At 45.6% G+C, this 20,531-nt stretch carries 22 protein-coding genes and 1 tRNA gene; 10 read left to right on the top strand and 13 right to left on the bottom strand.

Features of this window, described 5'->3' with window-relative positions; all coding sequences use genetic code 11:
• Nucleotides 1-58: 58 nt before the first annotated feature.
• The 3 genes from CWE13_RS12170 to CWE13_RS12160 all read left to right on the top strand — a co-directional run bounded on the left by CWE13_RS12170 (nt 59) and on the right by CWE13_RS12160 (nt 1,487).
• Nucleotides 59-511 (top strand): VOC family protein, encoded by a 453-nt coding sequence (locus tag CWE13_RS12170; protein WP_241973693.1) that lies wholly within the window; start codon nt 59-61, stop codon nt 509-511.
• Between the two features lie 37 nt (nt 512-548).
• A complete protein-coding gene (locus CWE13_RS12165; RefSeq protein WP_126809015.1) occupies nt 549-959 on the top strand; it encodes a YciI family protein in 411 nt (136 codons plus the stop codon).
• Between the two features lie 105 nt (nt 960-1,064).
• Entirely contained in the window at nt 1,065-1,487 is a 423-nt protein-coding gene (locus CWE13_RS12160) for a hypothetical protein (protein ID WP_126809012.1), read from the top strand.
• 83 nt (nt 1,488-1,570) lie between these two features.
• Here CWE13_RS12160 and CWE13_RS12155 read toward each other — a convergent pair.
• The 5 genes from CWE13_RS12155 to mutY all read right to left on the bottom strand — a co-directional run bounded on the left by CWE13_RS12155 (nt 1,571) and on the right by mutY (nt 5,899).
• Nucleotides 1,571-1,646: transfer RNA gene (locus CWE13_RS12155), tRNA-Phe, on the bottom strand.
• A gap of 174 nt (nt 1,647-1,820) precedes the next feature.
• Nucleotides 1,821-3,089, bottom strand: a complete 1,269-nt coding sequence (locus CWE13_RS12150) for a glutamate-5-semialdehyde dehydrogenase (protein WP_126809010.1) — start codon at nt 3,087-3,089, stop codon at nt 1,821-1,823.
• The gene (gene proB, locus CWE13_RS12145; RefSeq protein ID WP_126809007.1) at nt 3,082-4,200 is read right to left on the bottom strand and encodes a glutamate 5-kinase; all 1,119 of its coding nucleotides are present in this window, start codon (nt 4,198-4,200) and stop codon (nt 3,082-3,084) included. The genes CWE13_RS12150 and proB overlap by 8 nt, the downstream gene beginning before the upstream one ends.
• 279 nt (nt 4,201-4,479) lie before the next feature.
• Complete coding sequence (locus CWE13_RS12140; protein WP_126809004.1) at nt 4,480-4,755, bottom strand: oxidative damage protection protein; 276 nt, start codon at nt 4,753-4,755, stop codon at nt 4,480-4,482.
• A 52-nt stretch (nt 4,756-4,807) separates the two neighbouring features.
• Complete coding sequence (gene mutY / locus CWE13_RS12135; protein ID WP_126809001.1) at nt 4,808-5,899, bottom strand: A/G-specific adenine glycosylase; 1,092 nt, start codon at nt 5,897-5,899, stop codon at nt 4,808-4,810.
• 118 nt (nt 5,900-6,017) lie between these two features.
• Here mutY and trmB point away from each other — a divergent pair, with 118 nt between their 5' ends.
• Nucleotides 6,018-6,755 carry a tRNA (guanosine(46)-N7)-methyltransferase TrmB gene (gene trmB, locus CWE13_RS12130; protein WP_126808998.1) on the top strand — a complete coding sequence of 246 codons (738 nt, stop codon included), beginning with the start codon at nt 6,018-6,020 and terminating at the stop codon, nt 6,753-6,755.
• Here trmB and hemW read toward each other — a convergent pair.
• Together hemW and rdgB are read right to left on the bottom strand one after the other, a co-directional pair.
• Nucleotides 6,752-7,915 carry a radical SAM family heme chaperone HemW gene (gene hemW, locus CWE13_RS12125; RefSeq protein ID WP_126808996.1) on the bottom strand — a complete coding sequence of 388 codons (1,164 nt, stop codon included), beginning with the start codon at nt 7,913-7,915 and terminating at the stop codon, nt 6,752-6,754. The genes trmB and hemW overlap by 4 nt on opposite strands.
• Before the next feature lie 22 nt (nt 7,916-7,937).
• A complete protein-coding gene (gene rdgB, locus CWE13_RS12120) occupies nt 7,938-8,552 on the bottom strand; it encodes an RdgB/HAM1 family non-canonical purine NTP pyrophosphatase (RefSeq protein WP_126808994.1) in 615 nt (204 codons plus the stop codon).
• A 113-nt stretch (nt 8,553-8,665) separates the two neighbouring features.
• On the opposite strand from rdgB, the gene CWE13_RS12115 reads away from it, so the two are divergent.
• Nucleotides 8,666-10,396 carry a potassium/proton antiporter gene (locus CWE13_RS12115; RefSeq protein ID WP_126808991.1) on the top strand — a complete coding sequence of 577 codons (1,731 nt, stop codon included), beginning with the start codon at nt 8,666-8,668 and terminating at the stop codon, nt 10,394-10,396.
• A 60-nt stretch (nt 10,397-10,456) separates the two neighbouring features.
• On the opposite strand, the gene CWE13_RS12110 is transcribed toward CWE13_RS12115, so the two are convergent.
• The 4 genes from CWE13_RS12110 to CWE13_RS12095 are packed head-to-tail and all read right to left on the bottom strand — an operon-like array spanning nt 10,457 to nt 13,103.
• Nucleotides 10,457-10,915 (bottom strand): DUF4426 domain-containing protein, encoded by a 459-nt coding sequence (locus CWE13_RS12110; RefSeq protein ID WP_126808988.1) that lies wholly within the window; start codon nt 10,913-10,915, stop codon nt 10,457-10,459.
• 44 nt (nt 10,916-10,959) lie between these two features.
• On the bottom strand, nt 10,960-11,490 hold the full coding sequence (locus CWE13_RS12105) for a YggT family protein (protein WP_126808986.1): 531 nt from the start codon (nt 11,488-11,490) through the stop codon (nt 10,960-10,962).
• Between the two features lie 34 nt (nt 11,491-11,524).
• Complete coding sequence (gene proC, locus CWE13_RS12100) at nt 11,525-12,352, bottom strand: pyrroline-5-carboxylate reductase (protein WP_126808983.1); 828 nt, start codon at nt 12,350-12,352, stop codon at nt 11,525-11,527.
• A gap of 37 nt (nt 12,353-12,389) precedes the next feature.
• Complete coding sequence (locus CWE13_RS12095; protein ID WP_126808981.1) at nt 12,390-13,103, bottom strand: YggS family pyridoxal phosphate-dependent enzyme; 714 nt, start codon at nt 13,101-13,103, stop codon at nt 12,390-12,392.
• A gap of 46 nt (nt 13,104-13,149) precedes the next feature.
• Between CWE13_RS12095 and CWE13_RS12090 the strand changes: the two genes are divergently transcribed.
• Both CWE13_RS12090 and tsaD read left to right on the top strand, forming a co-directional pair.
• Entirely contained in the window at nt 13,150-14,178 is a 1,029-nt protein-coding gene (locus CWE13_RS12090) for a type IV pilus twitching motility protein PilT (RefSeq protein ID WP_126808979.1), read from the top strand.
• Nucleotides 14,179-14,277: 99 nt separating this feature from the next.
• Nucleotides 14,278-15,291 carry a tRNA (adenosine(37)-N6)-threonylcarbamoyltransferase complex transferase subunit TsaD gene (gene tsaD, locus CWE13_RS12085; protein WP_126808977.1) on the top strand — a complete coding sequence of 338 codons (1,014 nt, stop codon included), beginning with the start codon at nt 14,278-14,280 and terminating at the stop codon, nt 15,289-15,291.
• Between the two features lie 38 nt (nt 15,292-15,329).
• Here tsaD and plsY read toward each other — a convergent pair whose 3' ends face one another.
• Nucleotides 15,330-15,956, bottom strand: a complete 627-nt coding sequence (gene plsY, locus CWE13_RS12080) for a glycerol-3-phosphate 1-O-acyltransferase PlsY (protein ID WP_126808974.1) — start codon at nt 15,954-15,956, stop codon at nt 15,330-15,332.
• Between the two features lie 160 nt (nt 15,957-16,116).
• Here plsY and folB point away from each other — a divergent pair, with 160 nt between their 5' ends.
• On the top strand, nt 16,117-16,476 hold the full coding sequence (folB, locus tag CWE13_RS12075; protein ID WP_126808971.1) for a dihydroneopterin aldolase: 360 nt from the start codon (nt 16,117-16,119) through the stop codon (nt 16,474-16,476).
• 21 nt (nt 16,477-16,497) lie between these two features.
• Nucleotides 16,498-17,016, top strand: coding sequence for a 2-amino-4-hydroxy-6-hydroxymethyldihydropteridine diphosphokinase (gene folK / locus CWE13_RS12070; RefSeq protein ID WP_126808969.1), 519 nt, complete (start codon nt 16,498-16,500; stop codon nt 17,014-17,016).
• Here folK and CWE13_RS12720 read toward each other — a convergent pair.
• On the bottom strand, nt 16,991-18,163 hold the full coding sequence (locus CWE13_RS12720; RefSeq protein ID WP_126808967.1) for a tRNA nucleotidyltransferase/poly(A) polymerase-related protein: 1,173 nt from the start codon (nt 18,161-18,163) through the stop codon (nt 16,991-16,993). The genes folK and CWE13_RS12720 overlap by 26 nt on opposite strands.
• Before the next feature lie 144 nt (nt 18,164-18,307).
• On the opposite strand from CWE13_RS12720, the gene CWE13_RS12060 reads away from it, so the two are divergent.
• On the top strand, nt 18,308-20,503 hold the full coding sequence (locus CWE13_RS12060; protein ID WP_126808964.1) for an AAA family ATPase: 2,196 nt from the start codon (nt 18,308-18,310) through the stop codon (nt 20,501-20,503).
• Nucleotides 20,504-20,531: the final 28 nt, after the last annotated feature.

The raw sequence follows: 20,531 nt of genomic DNA, 5'->3' as shown, positions 1-20,531 counted from the left end.
AAAGTCATGGTCTGATATTTATTTAATTGGAACAGTTTTGATAAACAAAGAGGTTATCGTGAAAAATAAGATGATTTTGCTGGTTGTAGCATTTATTTTAGTTCTTGGTGCACCGTTGCACGCCGAGGAAAAGCAGCGGGTACTCGGATTTGGAGGTTTCTTCTTTAAAGCCGAAGATCCTGCGGCATTAGCGCAGTGGTATGAGGAGCATTTAGGGGTTACTAAAACGCCTACTACTTATGAAGAAGAACCTTGGAAGCAGGAAGGTGGTAACACGGTGTTTGGTGTGTTTCGTGATACCACATCTTATTTTGGTGCTTCTGAACAACAATGGATGCTTAACTTTCGAGTAGCAGATTTAGACGCAATGGTGGCGCAGTTACGCGAATCTGGTATTGAAGTTGAAGTTGATCCAACCGAGTATCCGAATGGCTGGTTTGCGCGTTTAGCAGATCCGGAAGGTAATCCAATTCAGCTCTGGCAAGAAAAAATAATATCTTCGAGTGATTAATAGAATATAAGTAAACAACAATTAGAGAATTAAAACGATGAACAATCAACTTATCAAAATATTCCTAGTGTTTGCGTTAATTTCGTTTTCAATAGCTGGCAAGGCTGAAGATCAGAAACCTATCGAGCTCCCCACAGAGTGGGATAGCTACTATGTTGTATTGGTGAAAGAAGGCCCGAATTTTGCGGAGCTGCAAGGTTCTGAAGGTTTGCGGGCTTTAATGTTTGAGCACATTCAATATCAATTGGGCTTACAAAAAGACGGTATTGCATTATCTGCCGGGGGCTTCGCCGAAGCTAAAGAGGGAATTGCGGGATTAACCTTGCTGCGGGCATCATCTCTAGAAGAAGCAGAAGAAATTGCTCACGCAGATCCGGCGGTAAAGGCTGGCCGTTTCGCAGTCGTTGTTTACCATTGGTATGTACCGGGCGGCAGCTTAGGTGAATGAATGCTTGAATAACCAGGTAAATAACGGAATGAAGTATAAAAAATGGACTGATTAGCGAACCTATATTAAGTTATATGTGCGATATCAATAAATAAGGATATTTTTATGAGTAAATATGCTTCAGTATTAATAAGCGCAACTTTTCTTATGCTTACTGGGAACGCTGCGGCTTTTAGTTCAGATGGAACTACCAACGAAGATAAAATGGTAGAGCTATATTCTAAAGCGGGTTCATTGCACGAGTTAAGAACAATAGGTGCAATCTCTAGTGAACGTTATACAGAGTTTCTCGCGAATGGCCTGACACCTGATACTCGAATGGAGCTTAAGTACCGGCGCCTTGCGAGTGTGCATACTCAGAGAAGCGCGGCTTATGACTCCGAGAGTGGCAACGACAAACCTAATGAGCAAGAAGAGCGTTGGCAGCGTGTAGAGAACGGTGCAACTTACCAGTATGTGGAACGGAAGCGTTATTTTGAAGATCGAGGCTGGCAGCAAGTTTACTTTAGCCGCACACTTATCGAGTGAAAGCATAAAGCGAAAATAAAAAGGCCAGCTTAAAAGCTGGCCTTTTTATTGCAAATTACTTGTTCAAAGTACTTGCTGAATAATGGTGCCCGGAGGCGGAATCGAACCACCGACACGAGGATTTTCAATCCTCTGCTCTACCGACTGAGCTATCCGGGCAAACCGCGCATTGTGATTTCGGTGTAGCAACACCTCAATGCGGCGGGTATTAAACTCGTTTTGCGGTTAGGTGTCAAGGCTGCGCTGGTATTTTATTGAAACTTCTATTTCTAGAAGCCTTTTTAACACTAGGCAGCGCTTATGAAACGCACCGTTTGCGAAACGAATTAAACTTTAAGGGCGAACTTGCCCATTACCGGTAACTACAAACTTCTCGGTAGTTAGCGATTGTAAGCCCATTGGTCCATACGCATGGAGTTTCGAGGTAGAGATACCTATTTCCGCACCTAAACCTAGCTGGCCGCCATCAGAGAACCGTGATGAAGTGTTCCACATAGTTACTGCCGAATCGATATCACCAATGAATTTACGTGCGGTTTGCTCGTTTTCAGTGCAGATCACATCGGTGTGACCGCTTGAAAACTGATGTAAATGCTCAACTGCGTGGTTGTAATCATTGACTTTCCGAACCGCAATTTCGAGCGCCAAATATTCTTCACCGAAAGCATCATCGGCGATATGCTCAGCGCCTTCGAAATATTCTAGCGAACCTGAACATGCGTGAATTTTAACGTTCTTTTCCGCTAGTGCTGTTGCAGCCATTGGCAAGAACTTATCAGCTACTTCACTGTGAACTAACAAGCCTTCAAGAGCATTACATACGCCTGTACGTTGAGTTTTACCGTTTAGCAATAATGCTAAGGCTTTATCGAGATCCGCATCTTTATCAACATACAGATGGCATACGCCTTTGTAATGTTGAATTACTGGAATTTTGCTGTTATCGCTTACATAGTGAATGAGGCCTTCACCACCGCGCGGAATCACTAAATCAATGTAATCGCTTTGCTTTAACAGCTCAGCCATCAAATCACGATCTGGTGTTGGCACTACAGTAACCACATCTTTCGGTAAGCCACTAGCTTCTATTGCGCTATGCATAGCTTCGGCAATTACTTTACTGGTGCCGATCGCTTCCCGGCCACAACGTAAAATCACGGCATTTCCTGATTTGAAGCAGAGGGCGCCGGCATCGGCGGTTACATTTGGACGTGCTTCATAAATCATGCAAATAACGCCAAGCGGAATGCGCATTTTATCGATACGCATGCCATTTGGGCGCTCTTCTAGAAGATAGCTCTCACCCACAGGATCAGGTAAGGCAATGATTTCTTCAATGGCTTTTGCCATATCTTCAATGCGATCGCCATCAAGTGCTAAACGATCCATCATGGCATCATCTAAGCCTTTCTCTTCACCCGCACGTAAATCTTCGGCGTTCGCCAACAATATTTTTTCTTGATGCGCTCGAATAGCATCGGCCATACGTTGTAGGGCTGCATTTTTATCTTCGGTAGATAAAGTTGCAATAGAACGCGCGGCTTTAGCCGCACGTTTCGAAATTTCAGTAGCTAATTCGCTATTACTAATTTGGTTAGTCATTTTTTCTCCATAACATTAAATCGTCGCGATGAATGACTTCGCTGATCGGGCTGTACCCGTATGCTTCAGCGATGGCACTGCCTGATTGCCCTTTAATATGAATTAATTCATGGGAGCTATAGCGGCAAATACCTTTGGCGATCGTTTCCATGTTTTCTGCGCTCCGAATGAGCACTGCATCGCCGCGATCAAAGTTACCTTCAATGCCAACGATACCCGATGTAAGTAATGACTCGCTCTCGTTACGAATAGCTTCAACAGCGCCTGAGTCAACTAGGATTTCGCCTTGTGCAATAAGCGTGTGGCGTAACCAGTGCTTTTTATTACTTAGCGGGTTTTCTCTTGCTTTAAATAACGTGCCCGGGTTTTCGTTGCGAAGCAGAACTTCGAATTTACTACCCTTGCGCCCGTTTAATATGTAAGTGTCTATGCCGTGGGCGGTTGCTTTTTCAGCAGCCTCTACCTTAGTACGCATTCCGCCTGTGCCTACGGCACTTGCAGAACCCCCGGCCAGGGCATAAATACTCTGATCAATTTCTTCAACTACCGGCAGTAGGGTGGCATCCTTATTTTTATTCGGATCTTTATCGAATAATCCATCGATATCGGAACAAATAAACAGTGCATCGGCATCGACCACAGTAGCAACCATAGCTGCTAGGTTATCGTTGTCACCTACTTTCAAATCATCGGTAGCTAGCGCATCGTTCTCGTTTGCTATTGGCATGATGCCGTTTTCGAGAAGTGCGTTTACGGTGTTACGAATGCTTATATAGCGTTCGCGATCACGGAGATCGTCGTGAGTCATGAGTACTTGGGCACAGGGGAAATCAAAAAAGCGTGACCAGCTTTCCATAACTTGGGTTTGCCCTACAGCCGCCATGGCTTTTTTTAGAACAACCGGAACTTGTGTACTTTCAACTTTAAAATGATGTCGGCCTGCTGCAACGGATCCTGATGACACCAAGACAATTTCTTGTCCGCGCTCACGACATTCATTAATGAAGCGAGCGATGGCGAGAAGATATTTTGAACTGCATCCGTTACCATCTGGCGCGATTAGAGCACTGCCGACTTTGATCACTGCTCTTCGCCAGGCTGGGATTTTCATATGAACTCCATACTGAACTAACGAAGCACATATACTACCATAATCCCATGTTGAGCTCCACCAAGCCCGTTGTTCAAGGGCTAGATGTGCCATTTTCATCGTGAATGGGAGGTATTTTAATTATTTATAAAACGAATGAGATGAGTGTGTTATGTCTACAAGGATTCCAGCATACTTATTCAATTTAGCCGCGATTAAACGCACTTTAGACGACTAAAAAAATGCCAGAATCACAGGTTTCAAATGTAAATAACGTGTTGGTTTTTTGTATCTAGCGAGCTATTTTTCTTCTGGTGGCGTGAATCCTTCGATATCAACGTCCTTTCCTTGGAACAAAAACGCTTCCATTTGCTCCTCCAAAAATATACGAGCATTTGCATCCATCATGTTCAGGCGCTTTTCATTGATTAGCATGGTTTGCTTCTTTTGCCACTCCGCCCATGCCTCTTTCGATATGCTGGAAAAGATCTTTTCACCCAGTTCGCCTGGATAAAGTTGAAAATCAAGGCCTTCTGCTTCTTTCTTTAAATACTCACAATATACGACGCGGGCCATTTTCTACTCCATTTGCTGTGTGCTTGCGCGGAATACTAGCATATACCCAAGATTACTCGCTAGCATTGCTATGTGGCCAGTGCTCTTCAATGAATACGCGAATTGGCGCAGGTAAGCCAAGTGCCTGAAATTCTTCTCGGCTTTTGATACTGGTAGTGTGGCTACTCTGCCGTTCATACGTTCCGAGCTTTTCATGCAAAGCTACTGCGTTGTTCGCTGAATTATCTTGCGGTGCATTGAGCTGCCAAACGTTGGCTTCTAATTTATAGTGACTAAATACGTGTTTGAAGCGACCCTTGAGCGTAGCTCCTTTGGGCGCTTCGGTAACTTCTGGCAAGCTCCACAAAGAAGCCCAAATACCTTTATCCGGGCGTTTCTCGAGTACTAATGCGTTATCCTCGAGCCAGATAAAGTGCCCTTCTTTAACGGGGGTAGTTTTCTTTATTTTTGGTGTGGGTAATATCTCTATTTTATTCTCTCGATAAGCTACACATTCTGTGGAGAAAGGGCAGGCTTGGCAATTGGGATTACGCTTTTTGCAGAGTGTTGCGCCGAGATCAAGTAACCCTTGCGCGAAATTTCGATTATTGGTTTTTGGGGTTAATTGTTCCGCGTGCCGCCATAAGGTTTTGTTTACTGCACTGGATGTTACTTGCCCCTCGATACCAAACAGGCGGCAAAATAATCGCCGAACGTTACCGTCAACTATTGGGCCATAAGCGTCGTAAGCAAAAGAACGAATAGCTCCGGCGGTATAACGGCCAACACCCGGAATTTTCTCGATGTCGGTTAACTCGCGCGGAAACTCACCCGATAGTTCTTCTACAATGTAACGTGCAGCTTTTTGTAAATTCCGAGCTCGGGAGTAATAGCCAAGGCCTTGCCATTGGGCCATAACCTCATCTTCACTGGCGTTAGCCAAAGTTTCAATATTTGGAAAAACCTGCATCCAACGCTGAAAGTAAGGAATTACAGTGGCAACTTGGGTTTGTTGCAACATGATTTCGCTTACCAGCACCCGATATGGTGTGGCAGGTTTTTGCCAGGGTAAATCATGGCGGCCGTGGCTGTGTTGCCAAGCTAAAACAGTGTTCGCGAAATCGCCTACATTTAGCTGATTTTGGGTTTTATTTGATGGTTGCATGCGAGTTTGCTTGTTTTTCCTTCAAGAGGTTGGATAATAACGGCCCGTTGAGTGTAGCAGGTTCGTGGTTAAGCACGCCATGCGGGTAACCGAAGAATTTAGAATCACAGAGGTCGATATGAACAAAGCACCAGAGCAACAGAATAACAGCGGAGAAACGCCTGAGAAAACTGAGGGTGGCCGCTATATGCGCCAAATCCGCAGTTTTGTTCGTCGTGAAGGGCGTTTAACCAAAGGGCAAGCTGGCGCGATGGAGCGGCAATGGCCGAAAATGGGTATTGAATTCAATGGTGAGTTACTGAACTTTGAAACTATTTTTGGCAATAGCAATCCAGTGGTTCTAGAAATTGGTTTTGGAATGGGTAAATCTTTGGTGGCCATGGCAAAAGCTGCACCAGAAAAAAACTTCATTGGTGTAGAAGTACATACGCCGGGTGTGGGCGCGTGTTTGCTTGAAGCTGAGCGGCAAGAGGTAGATAACCTACGCGTTATCGAGCACGATGCGGTTGTGGTTTTAAACGAGTGGATTGCGGATAATAGCCTTGATGGCGTGCAAATATTCTTTCCAGACCCTTGGCACAAAAAGCGTCATCATAAACGCCGCTTAATTCAACTCGATTTTGTGGCCTTATTGCGTAAAAAACTCAAAGAAGGTGGCGTGCTGCACTTGGCTACCGATTGGGAAAATTATGCAGAGCACATGCTAGAGGTTATGGGTGAAGCTCCGGGCTACCGTAATCAGGCCAGCGATGGAACTTATATTCCGCGTCCAGAAGAACGTCCGTTAACGAAGTTCGAGCAACGAGGGCAACGCCTTGGACACGGTGTTTGGGATATGAAATATACGGCTATTTAACCATCTTCAGTTAGCAAATCACTGAGTACTTGGTTCAAGTATAAACGGCCGGTTTCAGTGGTTTGCCAAGTCGTTGCGGTATTTTCAATAAAGCCCTTATGTATTGAATCGGCAAGCGCTTTTTCGGCCATTGCTAAGGGTAACCCAGTAAATTCGGTGAATTCCGCTTTTGGCACCGCTTCCAGTAACCGCAACCGATTCATAAAGTATTCGAATACGCGCTCATCCGGTTCTACCTGCCATTGTTTGAAGGTGAAGTTGCGGGTTAAATCGAGATAACCACGTGGATGTTTTACTTTTTCGGTGCGTATAATTTTTTGTTCATGCGGTAAGGTTATTTTGCCGTGAGCACCGCAACCGATTCCCAAGTAATCTCCGAAACGCCAGTAATTGAGGTTATGTTGGCCACGATGTCCAGGCTTACCGTAAGCACTTACTTCATATTGCTCGTAGCCTGCCGCTGCAAGGCGAATATGGCCTTGCTCATAGATTTCCCAAAGTACATCATCGTTGGGAAGTACCGGTGGCTTACTGGCAAACATTGTGTTCGGTTCAATCGTTAGCTGATACCAGGAGATGTGTGGTGGATTCAGCGCAATAATACCCTCTAAATCTGCCATAGCACTTGCTAACGTTTGTTCTGGTAGCCCGTGCATAAGATCGAGATTAAAGCTATGTAACGGCAACGAACTTGCATGTTTGGCAGCTGTTTGGGCTTGCGCGGGGTCGTGAATTCGACCCAAGCGCTTAAGTTGTTGGTGTTGTAAGCTTTGTACCCCGATCGATAAACGCGTTATTCCCGCATCGGCAAAACCGGCAAAGCGCTCAGTTTCAAAAGTGCCGGGGTTGGCTTCTAAGGTTATTTCGATATCGGCAGCAAAAGGAATTCGGGCTGCAATACCATTGAGTAGCCGTTGAATGCCTGCAGCGGAAAAAAGGCTTGGCGTGCCGCCGCCAATAAAAATAGATTCCAATTTACGCCCTTGTGCATAAGGTAAATCGGCATCAAGATCGTCAAGTAGGCCAGCTATGTATTGGGCTTCGGGAATCACTTCCGGTTGTGCATGGGAGTTAAAATCGCAATAGGGGCACTTTTGCACACACCACGGAATGTGGACATACAAACTCAGCGGTGGAAGTTGCATACTGCTCACTGTCATGAAGTTTCCCGATTAAAAATCATTATAACTTTGGTGAATTAAGTTGTTGAACGAGCAGCTTTAGCGCTTTGGCACGATGGCTCATGGTTTGTTTTTCGGCTTTGCTCAGTTCCGCCGAAGTGCAATTCCGCTCAGGCACCCAAAAAACTGGGTCATAGCCAAAGCCGCCAGAACCCGCAGGTTCCTCGGTGATGATTCCTTGCCAGCGGCCATGGCAAACAAGTGGTGTAGGATCGCTGGCGCTGCGCATGAATACGAGTACGCAATGAAACTCTGCTTGGCGCTGTGCTGTTGGAATACCTTGCATAGCCGTAAGGAGCTTTTCCACATTATCGCTATCGCTGGCATTTTCACCGGCATAACGAGCTGAATAGATGCCGGGTGCTCCCGCAAGCGCCGTTACGGCTAAACCAGAATCATCGGCAAGTGCCGGTAAGCCGGTTGTTTCGCAAGCATGCCGAGCTTTAATAATAGCGTTTTCGATAAAGGTTAGGCCGGTTTCATCAGCATCACTGACATTGAGCGCCGTTTGTGGGGTTACATGCCATCCCAGCGGTGCAAGTAGCTCCGAAAGTTCAATGACCTTACCCTTGTTACCGGTTGCGAGTACAAGCTCTAATGAGTTTTTAGTGAGCATTTGATACCTCATACATAAGTTTGCGCCGATTATAGCGCACTTCGAAGGCTGTGTTATTATCGAAAGCGGAATCGTTGCTGTTTGGAAATTATTAAAGGACGCTTGAATTACTAATGGAAGCTGTAAACCTACTTATTCTTATTGCTGGTGCATTGTTAGTTGTGAGCATTTTGGCTGTGCAGTTTTCTGTGCGGGTAGGCGCACCGCTGCTCCTGGTTTTCTTAAGCGTAGGTATGCTTGCTGGTGAGGAGGGGGTTTTAGGGCTGCAGTTTGATAATCCAGACGCAGCACTGTTGATAGGTTCGGTGGCTTTGGTCATTATCCTCTTCGATGGTGGCTTGCGCACGCACCCTGAACGTTTTCGAGTGGCGTTAAGGCCGGCAGCAACACTCGCCTCAGTGGGGGTGTTAATTACATGCTTGGTCACTGGTTTAGCCGCCGCTTGGTTGTTTGGTTTCTCTTGGATAGAAGGGCTATTACTGGGGGCAATACTAGGCTCTACCGATGCCGCCGCCGTATTTTCCATTTTCCAATCGCAAAAACTTCGCATTAAAGAGCGTGTAGGCTCAACCCTTGAAATTGAATCGGGAAGTAACGACCCGATGGCGGTTATGCTCACGGTTACGATCGTTGCAGTTCTTGCTCAGCCAGAGGTGCCACTTGATGGTTGGGTTATATTGGTATTCCTACAGCAGGCTGTAGTTGGCGCCTTAGTGGGTTACCTTAGTGGTAAAGTATTTGTGTATGGTTGTAAAAAGCTCGATTTACACGTTTCCTTCTTTCCGTTACTGGCGGTAGCCGGTGCAATTACCGTGTTTGGCTTAACCGCGCAACTCGGTGGTAGCGGATTTCTAGCTGTTTATCTTATGGGTTATATCGTTGGGAATGCTCGTTTACCGCAAGTAATTCATATTCTTCGGGTGCATGATGGGCTCGCTTGGTTATCTCAGATTGTTATGTTCTTAATGCTTGGCCTACTCATGACGCCTTCTTCGATAATCGATATTCTTGTTCCCGCGCTTATTCTTGCAGTGGTACTTATTTTTGTAGCGCGGCCCCTTGCTGTTTTCATTAGTTTGGCTCCTTTTCGGTTTCCCTGGCGTGATCAAGTATTTATAAGTTGGGTAGGTTTGCGGGGTGCCGTGCCTATTGTATTAGCCCTCTTCCCTTGGATAGCAGGATTGGAAAACCAACAATTGTATTTTGAAATCGCCTTTGTTGTGGTGCTGGTTTCTTTGGTAGTGCAAGGTTGGAGCATTAGTTGGATAGCCCGCAAGTTAGGGTTGGAAATTCCCGCTGAACCTGAACCTGAATATAGAATGCCGCTGGATAGTATTCATTCGAAAGATGTGCTGGAGATCGTGGTATATGAAATCACCGATGATTCGGCCGCTGCGGAGCACCATTGGGGCGAAATAAACCTACCTCGAGATGCCGATTTTATCGGCTTGATTCGCGATGGTGTATGGATACGGAGCTCTATTGATCCAACGCTACAAGCGGGGGATTCATTGATGGTTATGGCAGCTTCCGATGACGTTAGTAAAATCAGTGAGGTACTAGCATCAACCGGAACAAGCAAACGTATTAACCGTAAATCGTTCTTCGGTGATTTCGTATTAAACGCCGACGTAACACTAGCCGACTTAGCTGGGTTCTACGTATTGCCTGAAGATGGCGGTGAAGATCTCGATACGAAGATTAATGATATTTTCGTCCGTCGTTTCCATCGAAGAGTGGTAGTGGGCGACCACGTGTTGCTCGGTAATTTGGTGTTTACGGCCCGTGAAATAGCTGATGATGGAACGATTTTGAAGGTAGGTGTTAAGGCCGCAGCAAGTTAGAGTTAGCTGCAGCCTTTCGTGGACTCATAGTAGCTGTATTAAGTTAATGATTAACTTTGGTTAACGATAAAATGTGTGGGTAAAACGTAGCTCTTCGCTTTTATCGCCTTGGGTGATTGTGATAAAAAATCGCAAACGATCATCGTCATCATGACCAACTTCACTGATGTAGTAGATGGCCGGCTCTTCTACAAAGCGGCGAAACTGCAAATTGATGCGCTGGCCTAAGCTGTTCAGTGCGTACCCTTGAATAGCCACACGCTGCGCAGGATTATCTTCTCGCGTAGTATCTAAAACCGATATGTTAACAAGCCCCCGCGCGTTACTGCGGCGAATGTTGTAACGCGTTGCAATTTCAGGTTGTAGCATAGTGCTTGGAAAAGCGCTGTAGTGCACCTGCCAATTATCGAAATTCTGATATTGCCCACCCTGTGCTTGCTCTTGGGCATCAGCAACGGATACAAACAGCATTGCACTGATAGCAATTGCGAATAAGGCAAAACTTTTTAAAATATTCATTTTACGCTCTCTGTTTTCATAACTTATTCCGCGCAAATACTCTGTTAGCTAATACTTACGCGGATAAATTGCACGATAATTATTAAAACCAATACGGAAAGATCGAGCCCTCCGATCGGTGGAATAATCCGGCGAATAGGTGAAAGCATTGGTTCCGTTAATTGTGCCAATACAAATTCCATCGGATGACGGCCTTGGCTAAACCAGCTCATAATTGCGCGTACTAAAAGCACCCAGAAAATAATGGTCAGGGTAGTTAATGCAACGCTATGTAAAGCTGCTAGCACGAGATTAAGAACCGTGTAGGGAAAGCTACCCATTTGCAGATGAATCAAAATAAATATTTTTAACGCGGCTAGAGCACAAGCTAAGAACGCTGCGGCAATATCGAATCGCCCGATAGTAGGAAATACACGGCGCAGTGGGTTCAAAATAGGGCTTGTTATTTTCACAATAAACTGTGAAACGGGATTAAAATAATCAACCTGCGCTAGCTGCATCCATAGCCGTAGGATGACGGCCATGATGTATATATCAAAGGCCGTTGTAATCAAAAATTGAGCGCCATTACCCATGTTTTATTCCTTCCGTAAATTTAAGTAACGCAGCTTAAAAAAGCTTCGCCATTTCTTGGTTCCGAGCAACTGCAGCATCCACCGCGCGCTTGGAAATATTGTTCAATTCAGCCTGTTGGTAAACTTCTACCCCTTTCGCTGTGGAGCCACCTTTACTGGTTACCTGCTTGCGTAAATCAACTAAAGAAAGTTCGCTCTCACTTGCCATTTTCGCAGCGCCTAAACACGTTTGTTGCACCATGGCGCGAGCTTGTTCACTGTCGAACCCTAGATCTTCTGCAGCCCGCTGTAAGCTGTGCATAAATTCAAAAAAGTATGCTGGACCACTTCCGGCAACTGCACCAAGCACATCAATAGCATCTTCATCTTCAAGCCAGATGGTGATACCTACGTAATCAAAAACTTGCGTAACAAACTCGCGATCGGCACTCGTTGTATTGGCATCGGCAACTAAGCCTGAAACACCTTCACCTACTAGCGATGGGGTATTTGGCATAACCCGGACTAAAGCAATATCGTTGCTGAAGTATTCGTAGTAGCTTTCCATGCGCAAACCAGCGGCGATCGTGATAATTAATTTTTTATCTAAATCAGGAACGTGCTTCTGCAAATCTTCACACACATCGCGCATTAACTGAGGCTTCACCGAAAGTACGATAACATCGGCCTTAGCAGCGATTTCGTGATTATCTTGGCTGGTAAAAAGGCCGTACTTTTCTTCCAGCATATCGAGTTTTGGCCGGCTGGGATTACTAACAATTATTGAGCTGGCAGGATACCCACCTTTGATCATGCCACCGAGGATACTTTGCGGCATATTACCTGCACCGATAAAACCAATGGTACGTGTACTGTTGCTCATAATAATTACTTCCTTCTGTTCAATAGATTTTAGCAAACTACTTGTTTCTTGCCCCAAATAGGGCGGTGCCAATTCTTACCATAGTTGAGCCGTAGCGGATGGCTAGGGCTAAATCGTTGCTCATTCCTAATGATAAGGTATCAACGTCCGCGTATTGTGTTTGCAGCTCACGATAAGCGTTTTCAAGCTTTTTAAAACTCTGTTCTTGTTCCTCGGCACTGGCCTCTGGATTAGGTATAGCCATGATACCTCGTAATTGTAACCTTTCTGACGATACAATACTGGCCGCAAGTGCATTAATTTCTTCCAAGCTCACGCCAGCTTTACTGGCTTCATCATCAATATTGACCTGAATTAAAATATTTAAAGGTTTCAAATCAGAAGGGCGTTGGTTATTTAACCGACGCACCAATTTTTCGCGATCGATACTGTGTACCCAATCAAAGTGTTGCGCTACATCTTTCGTTTTATTTGATTGTAGCGGGCCGATAAAGTGCCAGGTAATATCTTTTAAATCGCTCAGCTCGCTGATCTTATCGATGGCTTCTTGCAGGTAATTTTCGCCGAATTGACGCTGACCAGCGCGATAGAGTTCCGCAATCGCGGATGCTGGTTTCGTTTTACTGACTGCAAGAAGTGCGATACTGTCAGGATTGCGGTTTGCGGCCTGAGCAGCATGCTGAATTTGTTGTTTTACCTCGGCGAAATGCGTGTGCAATGCAGAGTTTGATACTTCTGTTGATGTTGGCATTAGCTTTATTTGTCTTCTTCTAGTTAAATTTGAACAAGAGTTTTATATGGACATCAAACAATTACTTGAATACAGCGTTAATCATAAAGCATCGGATTTGCACCTTTCGGCAAACGCGCCAGCCATGTGCCGTATCGATGGTGATATTGCTAAGATTAACACAGACCTACTCGACTCTCGACAAATCGAAGCAATGGTTACGTCGGTGATGAACGAGCGTCAACTTGCACAATTTAAGCAAGAACTCGAGGTTGATTTTTCTTTTGCCGTAGAGGGCCTTGCGCGTTTTCGGGCGAATGTTTTCATGCAGCAGCATGGGCCAGCCGCGGTTTTTCGTACTATCCCCGATAAAGTTTTGAGTCTAGAAGAGCTTAATGCGCCAGAAATTTTAGGCCGGATATCGGAATACCCGCGCGGTTTAGTGTTAGTTACGGGGCCTACTGGTTCAGGTAAATCAACTACTCTTGCAGCTATGGTTGATTATATTAACAATACGTATCCGCATCACGTTCTCACGATAGAAGACCCAATCGAATTTGTACATGAAAGTAAGAAGAGTTTAATCAACCAGCGCGAAGTTCATCGTGATACCCATAGCTTTAGTAGTGCTCTGCGGGTAGCGTTGCGCGAAGACCCTGATGTTATTCTCGTGGGTGAATTACGCGATTTAGAAACTATTCGCTTGGCGCTTACTGCGGCTGAAACAGGGCATTTGGTATTCGGTACGTTGCATACTACTTCAGCACCAAAAACAATTGATCGGATTATCGATGTATTCCCCGGTGATGAAAAATCAATGGTGCGTTCAATGCTTTCTGAGTCACTACGTGCTGTGATATCACAGATATTGATCAAAAAGCCTAATGGTGGGCGGGTTGCGGCGCACGAAATTATGCTAGCTACGCCTGCGATCAAAAACTTAATTCGTGAAGACAAAGTGGCACAAATGTATTCTTCGATTCAAACCGGAGGTGCCGTTGGCATGCAAACGATGGAGCAAGCTCTAAATCGTTTAGCTGAGCGCGGTGAGATTAACCAAGATCAGGTGAAAAACAAGTTAGGGCAAATCAGCTAGTGCCGCTTGCGTGGTTTTTCGCTAGAATACGCGCCTGAAGTAACCCACGGGTTTCAGTATTACCTTTAGTGGTGCAGCGAATTTTGAGGCGGAAATAATATGCGTGTTTTGGGAATTGAAACGTCTTGTGATGAAACCGGTATTGCTATTTATGATACTGAACAAGGTTTATTATCCCATGCTTTATACAGCCAGGTGAAATTACACGCCGATTACGGTGGTGTAGTGCCTGAGCTTGCATCACGAGATCATGTTCGGAAAACCTTACCACTGATTCGTAAAGCCTTAGCCGATGCAAATCTTACCGCCGAGGATATTGATGGCGTTGCATACACTGCAGGCCCAGGCCTAATCGGTGCTTTGCTGGTGGGGGCAACAATAGGGCGCAGCTTAGCGTTTGGTTGGAATGTTCCGGCAGTGGGTGTGCATCACATGGAAGGGCATTTGCTAGCGCCAATGCTAGAAGATAACAAGCCTGAATTTCCGTTTATCGCATTGCTCGTTTCCGGAGGCCATACCCAGTTAGTGCAAGTGGATGGCATTGGCGAATATTCGTTACTCGGTGAATCGGTTGATGATGCCGCTGGAGAAGCGTTTGATAAAACCGCAAAGTTACTTGGTCTTGATTACCCAGGCGGGCCGCGGTTAGCGGCGATGGCCGATAGTGGTGTTGCTGATCGGTTCTTATTCCCAAGGCCAATGACCGATAAGCCGGGCTTAAACTTCTCGTTTAGTGGATTAAAAACGGCCGCTGCCCAAGCCATTGCAAAGAATGGTAAAGATGCGCAAACACAAGCTGATATTGCTCGTGCATTTCAAGATGCAGTTGTTGATACTCTAATTATTAAATGCCAACGGGCGTTGCAGCAAACCGGTTTAAATCGCCTGGTGGTTGCTGGTGGGGTAAGCGCCAATGTGCGTTTGCGGGCAATGCTTGAAGAAACAATGAAGAAGCGTGGTGGCGAAGTGTTTTATCCACGTTCAGAGTTTTGTACTGATAACGGCGCGATGATCGCGTTTGCTGGCGCTCAACGTTTGGCAGCGAAGCAAACTGCAGAATTATCAGTAAAAGTTCGGCCGCGCTGGCCGCTTACTGAATTGGCGCCGCTTTAATGTATTTTTGAAAATGTATTTGTGTATGTAACCGTAATTTATTCTGGTGTTTTATTCTTTGCCGCTGATTTTTTCTTGGCTTTTTTCTGAAAGCTAACCTCGGTACCGCGCCATAAGCGGACGATGTTAGTTCGATGCCGCCAGATAATTAATGCGGCTAACATAATGGCCGGTATCGTGTATTGTGGCTTGATAAACCACGCATACACCGGGGAGAGTGCCACGGTAATTAAAGCGGCTAATGAAGATACTCGACTTGCCCAGAACACAACAATCCAAGTGACGATGAGTAACAAGGCCATTTCTGATGCCACCGGAAACATAGCGCCAAGAGCAGTTGCAACGGCTTTACCGCCTTGGAATTTGAAGTAGAGTGGATAGATATGGCCTAAACACGCGGCGATGGCAACTAAACCCAAAATAATAGGGCTTAAATCAAGATAATACGCAGCCCAAACCGGAATCATCCCCTTGAGAATATCGCCAAGTAAGGTGAAGCCAGCTGGAATTGGGCCGCCTAAGCGATATACATTGGTAGTACCCGGGTTTCCCGAACCGCGTAAGCGCGGGTCGTCGAGGTTGAAAGCTTTACATACAATGATCGCACTGCTTATAGAACCAAGCAGGTAAGCAAACACGATCATGAGTAGGGCAAGGGCAGACATGAGCTTTTTTGAGCGTTCCTGTTGCGTTAGTATAAAATAATGATGAACAGCAGAATAAAGTTTTTTTACTGCAAAAGCTATTCGAAGCGAGCACTATCCAAGGAAAAATAGCTCGATTGGGCAACTAAATTGTAACAACATTTGAAGAGTAGGAATTGGCGTGCGAGATTTTGTAAGTATTGAAGGCTTAGAAGTGTTGGCAGTGGTGGGCATTTTTGAGTGGGAGCAAGAAATCACGCAACCTTTAGTGATTGATTTAAAAATGGCGTGGGATAATAGAACACCAGCACAAAGTGGCGCCATTGAAGATGCACTTGATTATGATGCCGTGCGCAAAGCCGTGACGAGTTGGATTTCTGCCAAGCCTTGGGGGCTTATCGAGGAAGTAGCTGAAGTACTCGCAGCACGTATTATCGAAGAGTTTGGCGTTGCGGAATTGGAAGTTCGAGTAGCGAAACCAACAGCAGTTGCCTCGGCAAAAACGGTAGCAGTAACTATTCATCGCACTCGGCAAGAGTGATAAAAAAGGCTGGCAAATAATATGGCTAGTGAAAGACAAATCAGCATAGGTATTGGCAGCAACATTAATCGGGAAGAAAATATCCGTGGTGCTGTTCTGGCACTTTCTCGGTACTATCAGCAGTTACAGGTTTCACCGGTTTATGAATCAGAAGCATTGGGGTTCACTGGACCACCATTCTACAATTTGGTAGTGAGCTTTCGCTCGAGTAATACACTTTTGGAAATTCAACAACAGTGTAAAGACATTGAAGAAAGCTTTGGCCGTCCAGCAGAAACTGAAAAATATAGTTCGCGCACTCTCGATTTAGATATTTTATTGTTTGGCGATTTGGTACAAGAAAGTGCTCGCAATGGAGAGCCTGATTTACCGCGTTCCGAAATCTTAACCAGTGCGTTTGTTTTAAAACCGCTTGCAGATCTGCATCCGTTACATAAACACCCGATAGAACAGCAAACGTTTCAAGAGCTATGGAAACGGTTCCTGCATAGTGATGCTGGGCAACAGCAACCGCTTACGGTTGTTTCGTTTCGTTGGTAATGGTAGTTAGCAGTTGTGCGAGCACCTGTTCGCGCTGCACGTTTAGCTGCTCGCTTATTTCTTGATGTTTAAATCCTGCGGCCATAATCTTTTGCACATCGATATTGGCCATAGCCGCTAGGCCATTTTCTAGGGCTTTGAAATCTCTCCGTTCGCAAATTTCACTACCAGCAAAAATAATCTGCAAACACGTTAGCACAATATTAAATTGTTCTGGACGCCGCCAACTGTCGTTTCTTTGAAACACAGTAAGTAACTGTTTGGCAGTTAACTCCGATTTTTGCAGCTCGGCGTATAAAAATTCGGTTTCATCCGCTGCGCGTTGAAAGCGTTGGGGAACTTTGAATGCTTTTGCGGGATCTACTGTTGCTGAAATTTCAGCGTGCAAATCGATACAAAGCAGGACATAGCGATGTATTACTTTTTCTTCTCTAGCCTCTACCGTAAGGTTATTAAGCGCACTGCCACTTAGTTTTTGCAAATGTGTAAGCATTAACTCACTGTTGTTTGCTTGATTAGCAGTATTCAAGAGAATGTTTAGCGCGCCAATTTGTTGCAGAACTTGAAAGTAAACTTCGGGGTTGGCTGTGGTGAGCGCTTTATACGTTTCTTGCCATACGCGTTCAGCGGTAAGTGTTTGCAGTTCTCCTGAAGTAGCCATTTGTTGCATGAGCGCTAGCGTTTCGTTAGCAATACTAAAACCCAGTTCATAAAAGCGGGCTAAAAACCGGGCTACGCGAAGAACTCGAAGAGGATCTTCTTGAAATGCGTTAGATACGTGACGCAATTTGCGGGCATGAATATCCGCAATACCATTATGTGGATCGTGAAGTTTGCCATCGTCATCACGAGCAATCGCGTTAATCGTGAGATCACGGCGCAAGAGGTCGTCCTCTAGGCTTACATCGGGCGCTGCATAACACGTGAAACCGGTGTAACCGGAACCTGATTTACGCTCAGTTCTGGCAAGTGCATACTCTTCATGTGTTTGTGGGTGTAGGAAAACTGGGAAATCATTACCAACGGCGGTATACCCTTCACTAACAAGCTGCTCAGGAGTGGCACCCACTACAACATAATCGTAATCGGTAACGGGTAATCCGAGCAGTTCATCGCGCACAGCGCCACCAACAACATAAACCTTCATAAAATTCCTAGCAGATATTCGCCCAATTATTTGAGCCGGTATGGTTGAGAATCATTGCCAATCTTCATGGTGATTGCAAGGATTGTAGCAGGCTGATACCTTGCTGTACTCCTGTTTGCATTTTATGTGTAGGTTCTAACGGCTATGTACCATGATTTCTTTGGCTTTACGCAAGTGCCATTTTCAATTGCACCGGATCCTGAATTTCTTTTTCTCGGGCCACGGCATCGCGAAGGATTAGCACATTTACGCAACGGCCTCACTGGAAGTGGCGGATTTTTGTTATTAACCGGCGAAGTAGGAACGGGTAAAACTACATTATCAAGAGCTATTCTTGCAGAGCTGGGTGATACGCTTGATGTTGCGTTTGTGCTCAACCCTATGTTGAGTGAGCGCGAGTTACTGGCCACTATTTGTGATCAGTTTGGTATTCCGGGGCGGCACGAAAAAGCTTCGTTAAAACGCTTAACCGATCACTTGAGCCGATTTTTACAAGAAGCAGGTGAACAAGGCCGGAACCCGGTTGTTTTAATTGATGAAGCGCAACATTTATTACCTTCTGTGTTAGAGCAACTGCGTTTACTTACTAATTTAGAAACCGATTCTCGAAAACTTCTGAGTGTTGTGTTAATTGGCCAGCCTGAGTTGCAAGAGTTGTTGCAACGGCGTGAGTTGCGGCAGGTAGCGCAGAGAATCGTGGCCCGATATCATCTACTGCCATTAACTTTTGCTGAAACCAAAGATTATATTCAACATCGGTTAGCGCGTGTTGAAGCGAACGAAAATATTTTTAACACAGCGGCTTTAAAGGCGGTGTGGCAGTTTTCCCAGGGAACCCCTCGGTTAATCAATTTGGTGTGCGATCGGGCGCTACAAATCGCTGCTCGAGAGGAGTTGCAGCAGGTAACGGGCAAACATGTAGCTGAGGCCGTTGCTTCTTTAAGTTTTGCGCCAGCAGTGCAAAGAGCCCCACACGCTCGTCGGGTTAGGCTAAGCGGTTACATCGGTGTTACCGCGATTTTGGTTATCGTAATTGGTGCCTTGAGTTGGGCGATCTCTGAATACTTACCGCTATCTTCTGATAACAACCAAGCTAACACCCAAGCTTCGCATGATTCTAAACCAAATAGGCCTTTAGATATTGGCTCCGGTATGCTTCTTTTACCAGCGGTTGAGGCTTTAGCTGAGCGCTGGGATGTTGCTAGTTTCGCAATAGGCAGTGAGCCTTGCCAACAATTGCGCGATGTTAATTTAGCATGCTTGCGCACCAACTTTAGTATGCCGGAATTAATACAGTTTGATACGCCGGTATTGTTTAAAGGCGCCGCCGCTAATCAAGCCCAAGCGCAACAACGGGAAGCGGGTTATTACTTGTTACTCGGGTACGGCAGTGCAGCAAACTTAGGGAATGCGGATAATGAGGAATCGCATGCTTGGATAGTTTGGGATGGCGAAGCCTTACACTACCTTTCAGATATTCAATTTGCCGAAATTTATTCGGGAAATGCGTTATTGTTGTGGCAAATCCCGACCAGTGATGACCTTACTGATGTGGTGCGGGGCGGCTTAGCTGAGCGGGTGCCATACTCCATGCAGAACCGTTCATTGTTGCAACAATTGCAGTGGTTGCGGCAGAGCCAAGCCGTTCGCATCAACGAAATGAGCGTAGAAGCGCCAGCCGCAAATGAATTAAGCGCCATTGAACTTGCGGTGTTGAGCAGTGCTCACTATCAACAACGGCCTCGTTTAAGTGATGCAAATCTCAATGTTGCAGGAATTAGAACAACCGCCGAGCCGCGTGTGAGCTACTTGGGCGGCGCGGAAACGCTTGAGCAATTGATTATCCCACAAGAACGTTTGTTAGTACCTGAGGAGTTTAGCAATAACCCAATTGTTGCTAATACTGTAGCGAATGAAGCGGATGAGGATAATCGCAATAGCAACGAAGGAGAACGCCTTACCACGCGGCAAGTAAATGTCTCTGAAGAAGATGATTTGGACGATGTTTCGCCTCGCATTCGGGCGCTCTTCGATCAAGCCGTGGCGGAAGTTGGTATTAACGATGTATTGTCGGATCCTTCTGTAAATAATACTCAAACGTTACGCGAATTAAATGAGCTAACCGCGGCTGAACGCCGTTCTTTACCGCGCTTTGAGTATAATTCCCACATGTACAGCGGCCGTACTCAGGAACGCTGGATCCGGCTCAACGATAGAATGCTCCGAGAGGGCGATAGATTGGGTGATCTACGTGTTATACAAATTGAAGCTGCCCACACCATATTTGGTTTTCGAGAAATTTTATTTCGAGTTGAAGCACTTGAAGATTTAACTGATTGAAACACTTGCGAACTGGTTGTACCTTTGC

Source organism: Aliidiomarina shirensis (assembly GCF_003987345.1).
Classification (GTDB): Bacteria; Pseudomonadota; Gammaproteobacteria; order Enterobacterales; family Alteromonadaceae; genus Aliidiomarina; species Aliidiomarina shirensis.
Note: the sequence above shows the minus strand (reverse complement) of the source record. Positions and strands in the feature narration are given on the sequence as shown.

Coding starts and splice junctions, on each gene's coding strand:
- CWE13_RS12095 (WP_126808981.1), bottom strand. CDS start 13,103: ATGCCAACATCAACAGAAGTATCAAACTCTGCATTGCACACGCATTTC.
- proB (WP_126809007.1), bottom strand. CDS start 4,200: ATGAAAATCCCAGCCTGGCGAAGAGCAGTGATCAAAGTCGGCAGTGCT.
- folK (WP_126808969.1), top strand. CDS start 16,498: ATGGCTAGTGAAAGACAAATCAGCATAGGTATTGGCAGCAACATTAAT.
- CWE13_RS12110 (WP_126808988.1), bottom strand. CDS start 10,915: ATGAATATTTTAAAAAGTTTTGCCTTATTCGCAATTGCTATCAGTGCA.
- plsY (WP_126808974.1), bottom strand. CDS start 15,956: ATGTCTGCCCTTGCCCTACTCATGATCGTGTTTGCTTACCTGCTTGGT.
- CWE13_RS12140 (WP_126809004.1), bottom strand. CDS start 4,755: ATGGCCCGCGTCGTATATTGTGAGTATTTAAAGAAAGAAGCAGAAGGC.
- CWE13_RS12720 (WP_126808967.1), bottom strand. CDS start 18,163: ATGAAGGTTTATGTTGTTGGTGGCGCTGTGCGCGATGAACTGCTCGGA.
- CWE13_RS12160 (WP_126809012.1), top strand. CDS start 1,065: ATGAGTAAATATGCTTCAGTATTAATAAGCGCAACTTTTCTTATGCTT.
- trmB (WP_126808998.1), top strand. CDS start 6,018: ATGAACAAAGCACCAGAGCAACAGAATAACAGCGGAGAAACGCCTGAG.
- mutY (WP_126809001.1), bottom strand. CDS start 5,899: ATGCAACCATCAAATAAAACCCAAAATCAGCTAAATGTAGGCGATTTC.
- proC (WP_126808983.1), bottom strand. CDS start 12,352: ATGAGCAACAGTACACGTACCATTGGTTTTATCGGTGCAGGTAATATG.
- CWE13_RS12115 (WP_126808991.1), top strand. CDS start 8,666: ATGGAAGCTGTAAACCTACTTATTCTTATTGCTGGTGCATTGTTAGTT.
- tsaD (WP_126808977.1), top strand. CDS start 14,278: ATGCGTGTTTTGGGAATTGAAACGTCTTGTGATGAAACCGGTATTGCT.
- CWE13_RS12090 (WP_126808979.1), top strand. CDS start 13,150: ATGGACATCAAACAATTACTTGAATACAGCGTTAATCATAAAGCATCG.
- rdgB (WP_126808994.1), bottom strand. CDS start 8,552: ATGCTCACTAAAAACTCATTAGAGCTTGTACTCGCAACCGGTAACAAG.
- hemW (WP_126808996.1), bottom strand. CDS start 7,915: ATGACAGTGAGCAGTATGCAACTTCCACCGCTGAGTTTGTATGTCCAC.
- CWE13_RS12060 (WP_126808964.1), top strand. CDS start 18,308: ATGTACCATGATTTCTTTGGCTTTACGCAAGTGCCATTTTCAATTGCA.
- CWE13_RS12165 (WP_126809015.1), top strand. CDS start 549: ATGAACAATCAACTTATCAAAATATTCCTAGTGTTTGCGTTAATTTCG.
- CWE13_RS12150 (WP_126809010.1), bottom strand. CDS start 3,089: ATGACTAACCAAATTAGTAATAGCGAATTAGCTACTGAAATTTCGAAA.
- CWE13_RS12105 (WP_126808986.1), bottom strand. CDS start 11,490: ATGGGTAATGGCGCTCAATTTTTGATTACAACGGCCTTTGATATATAC.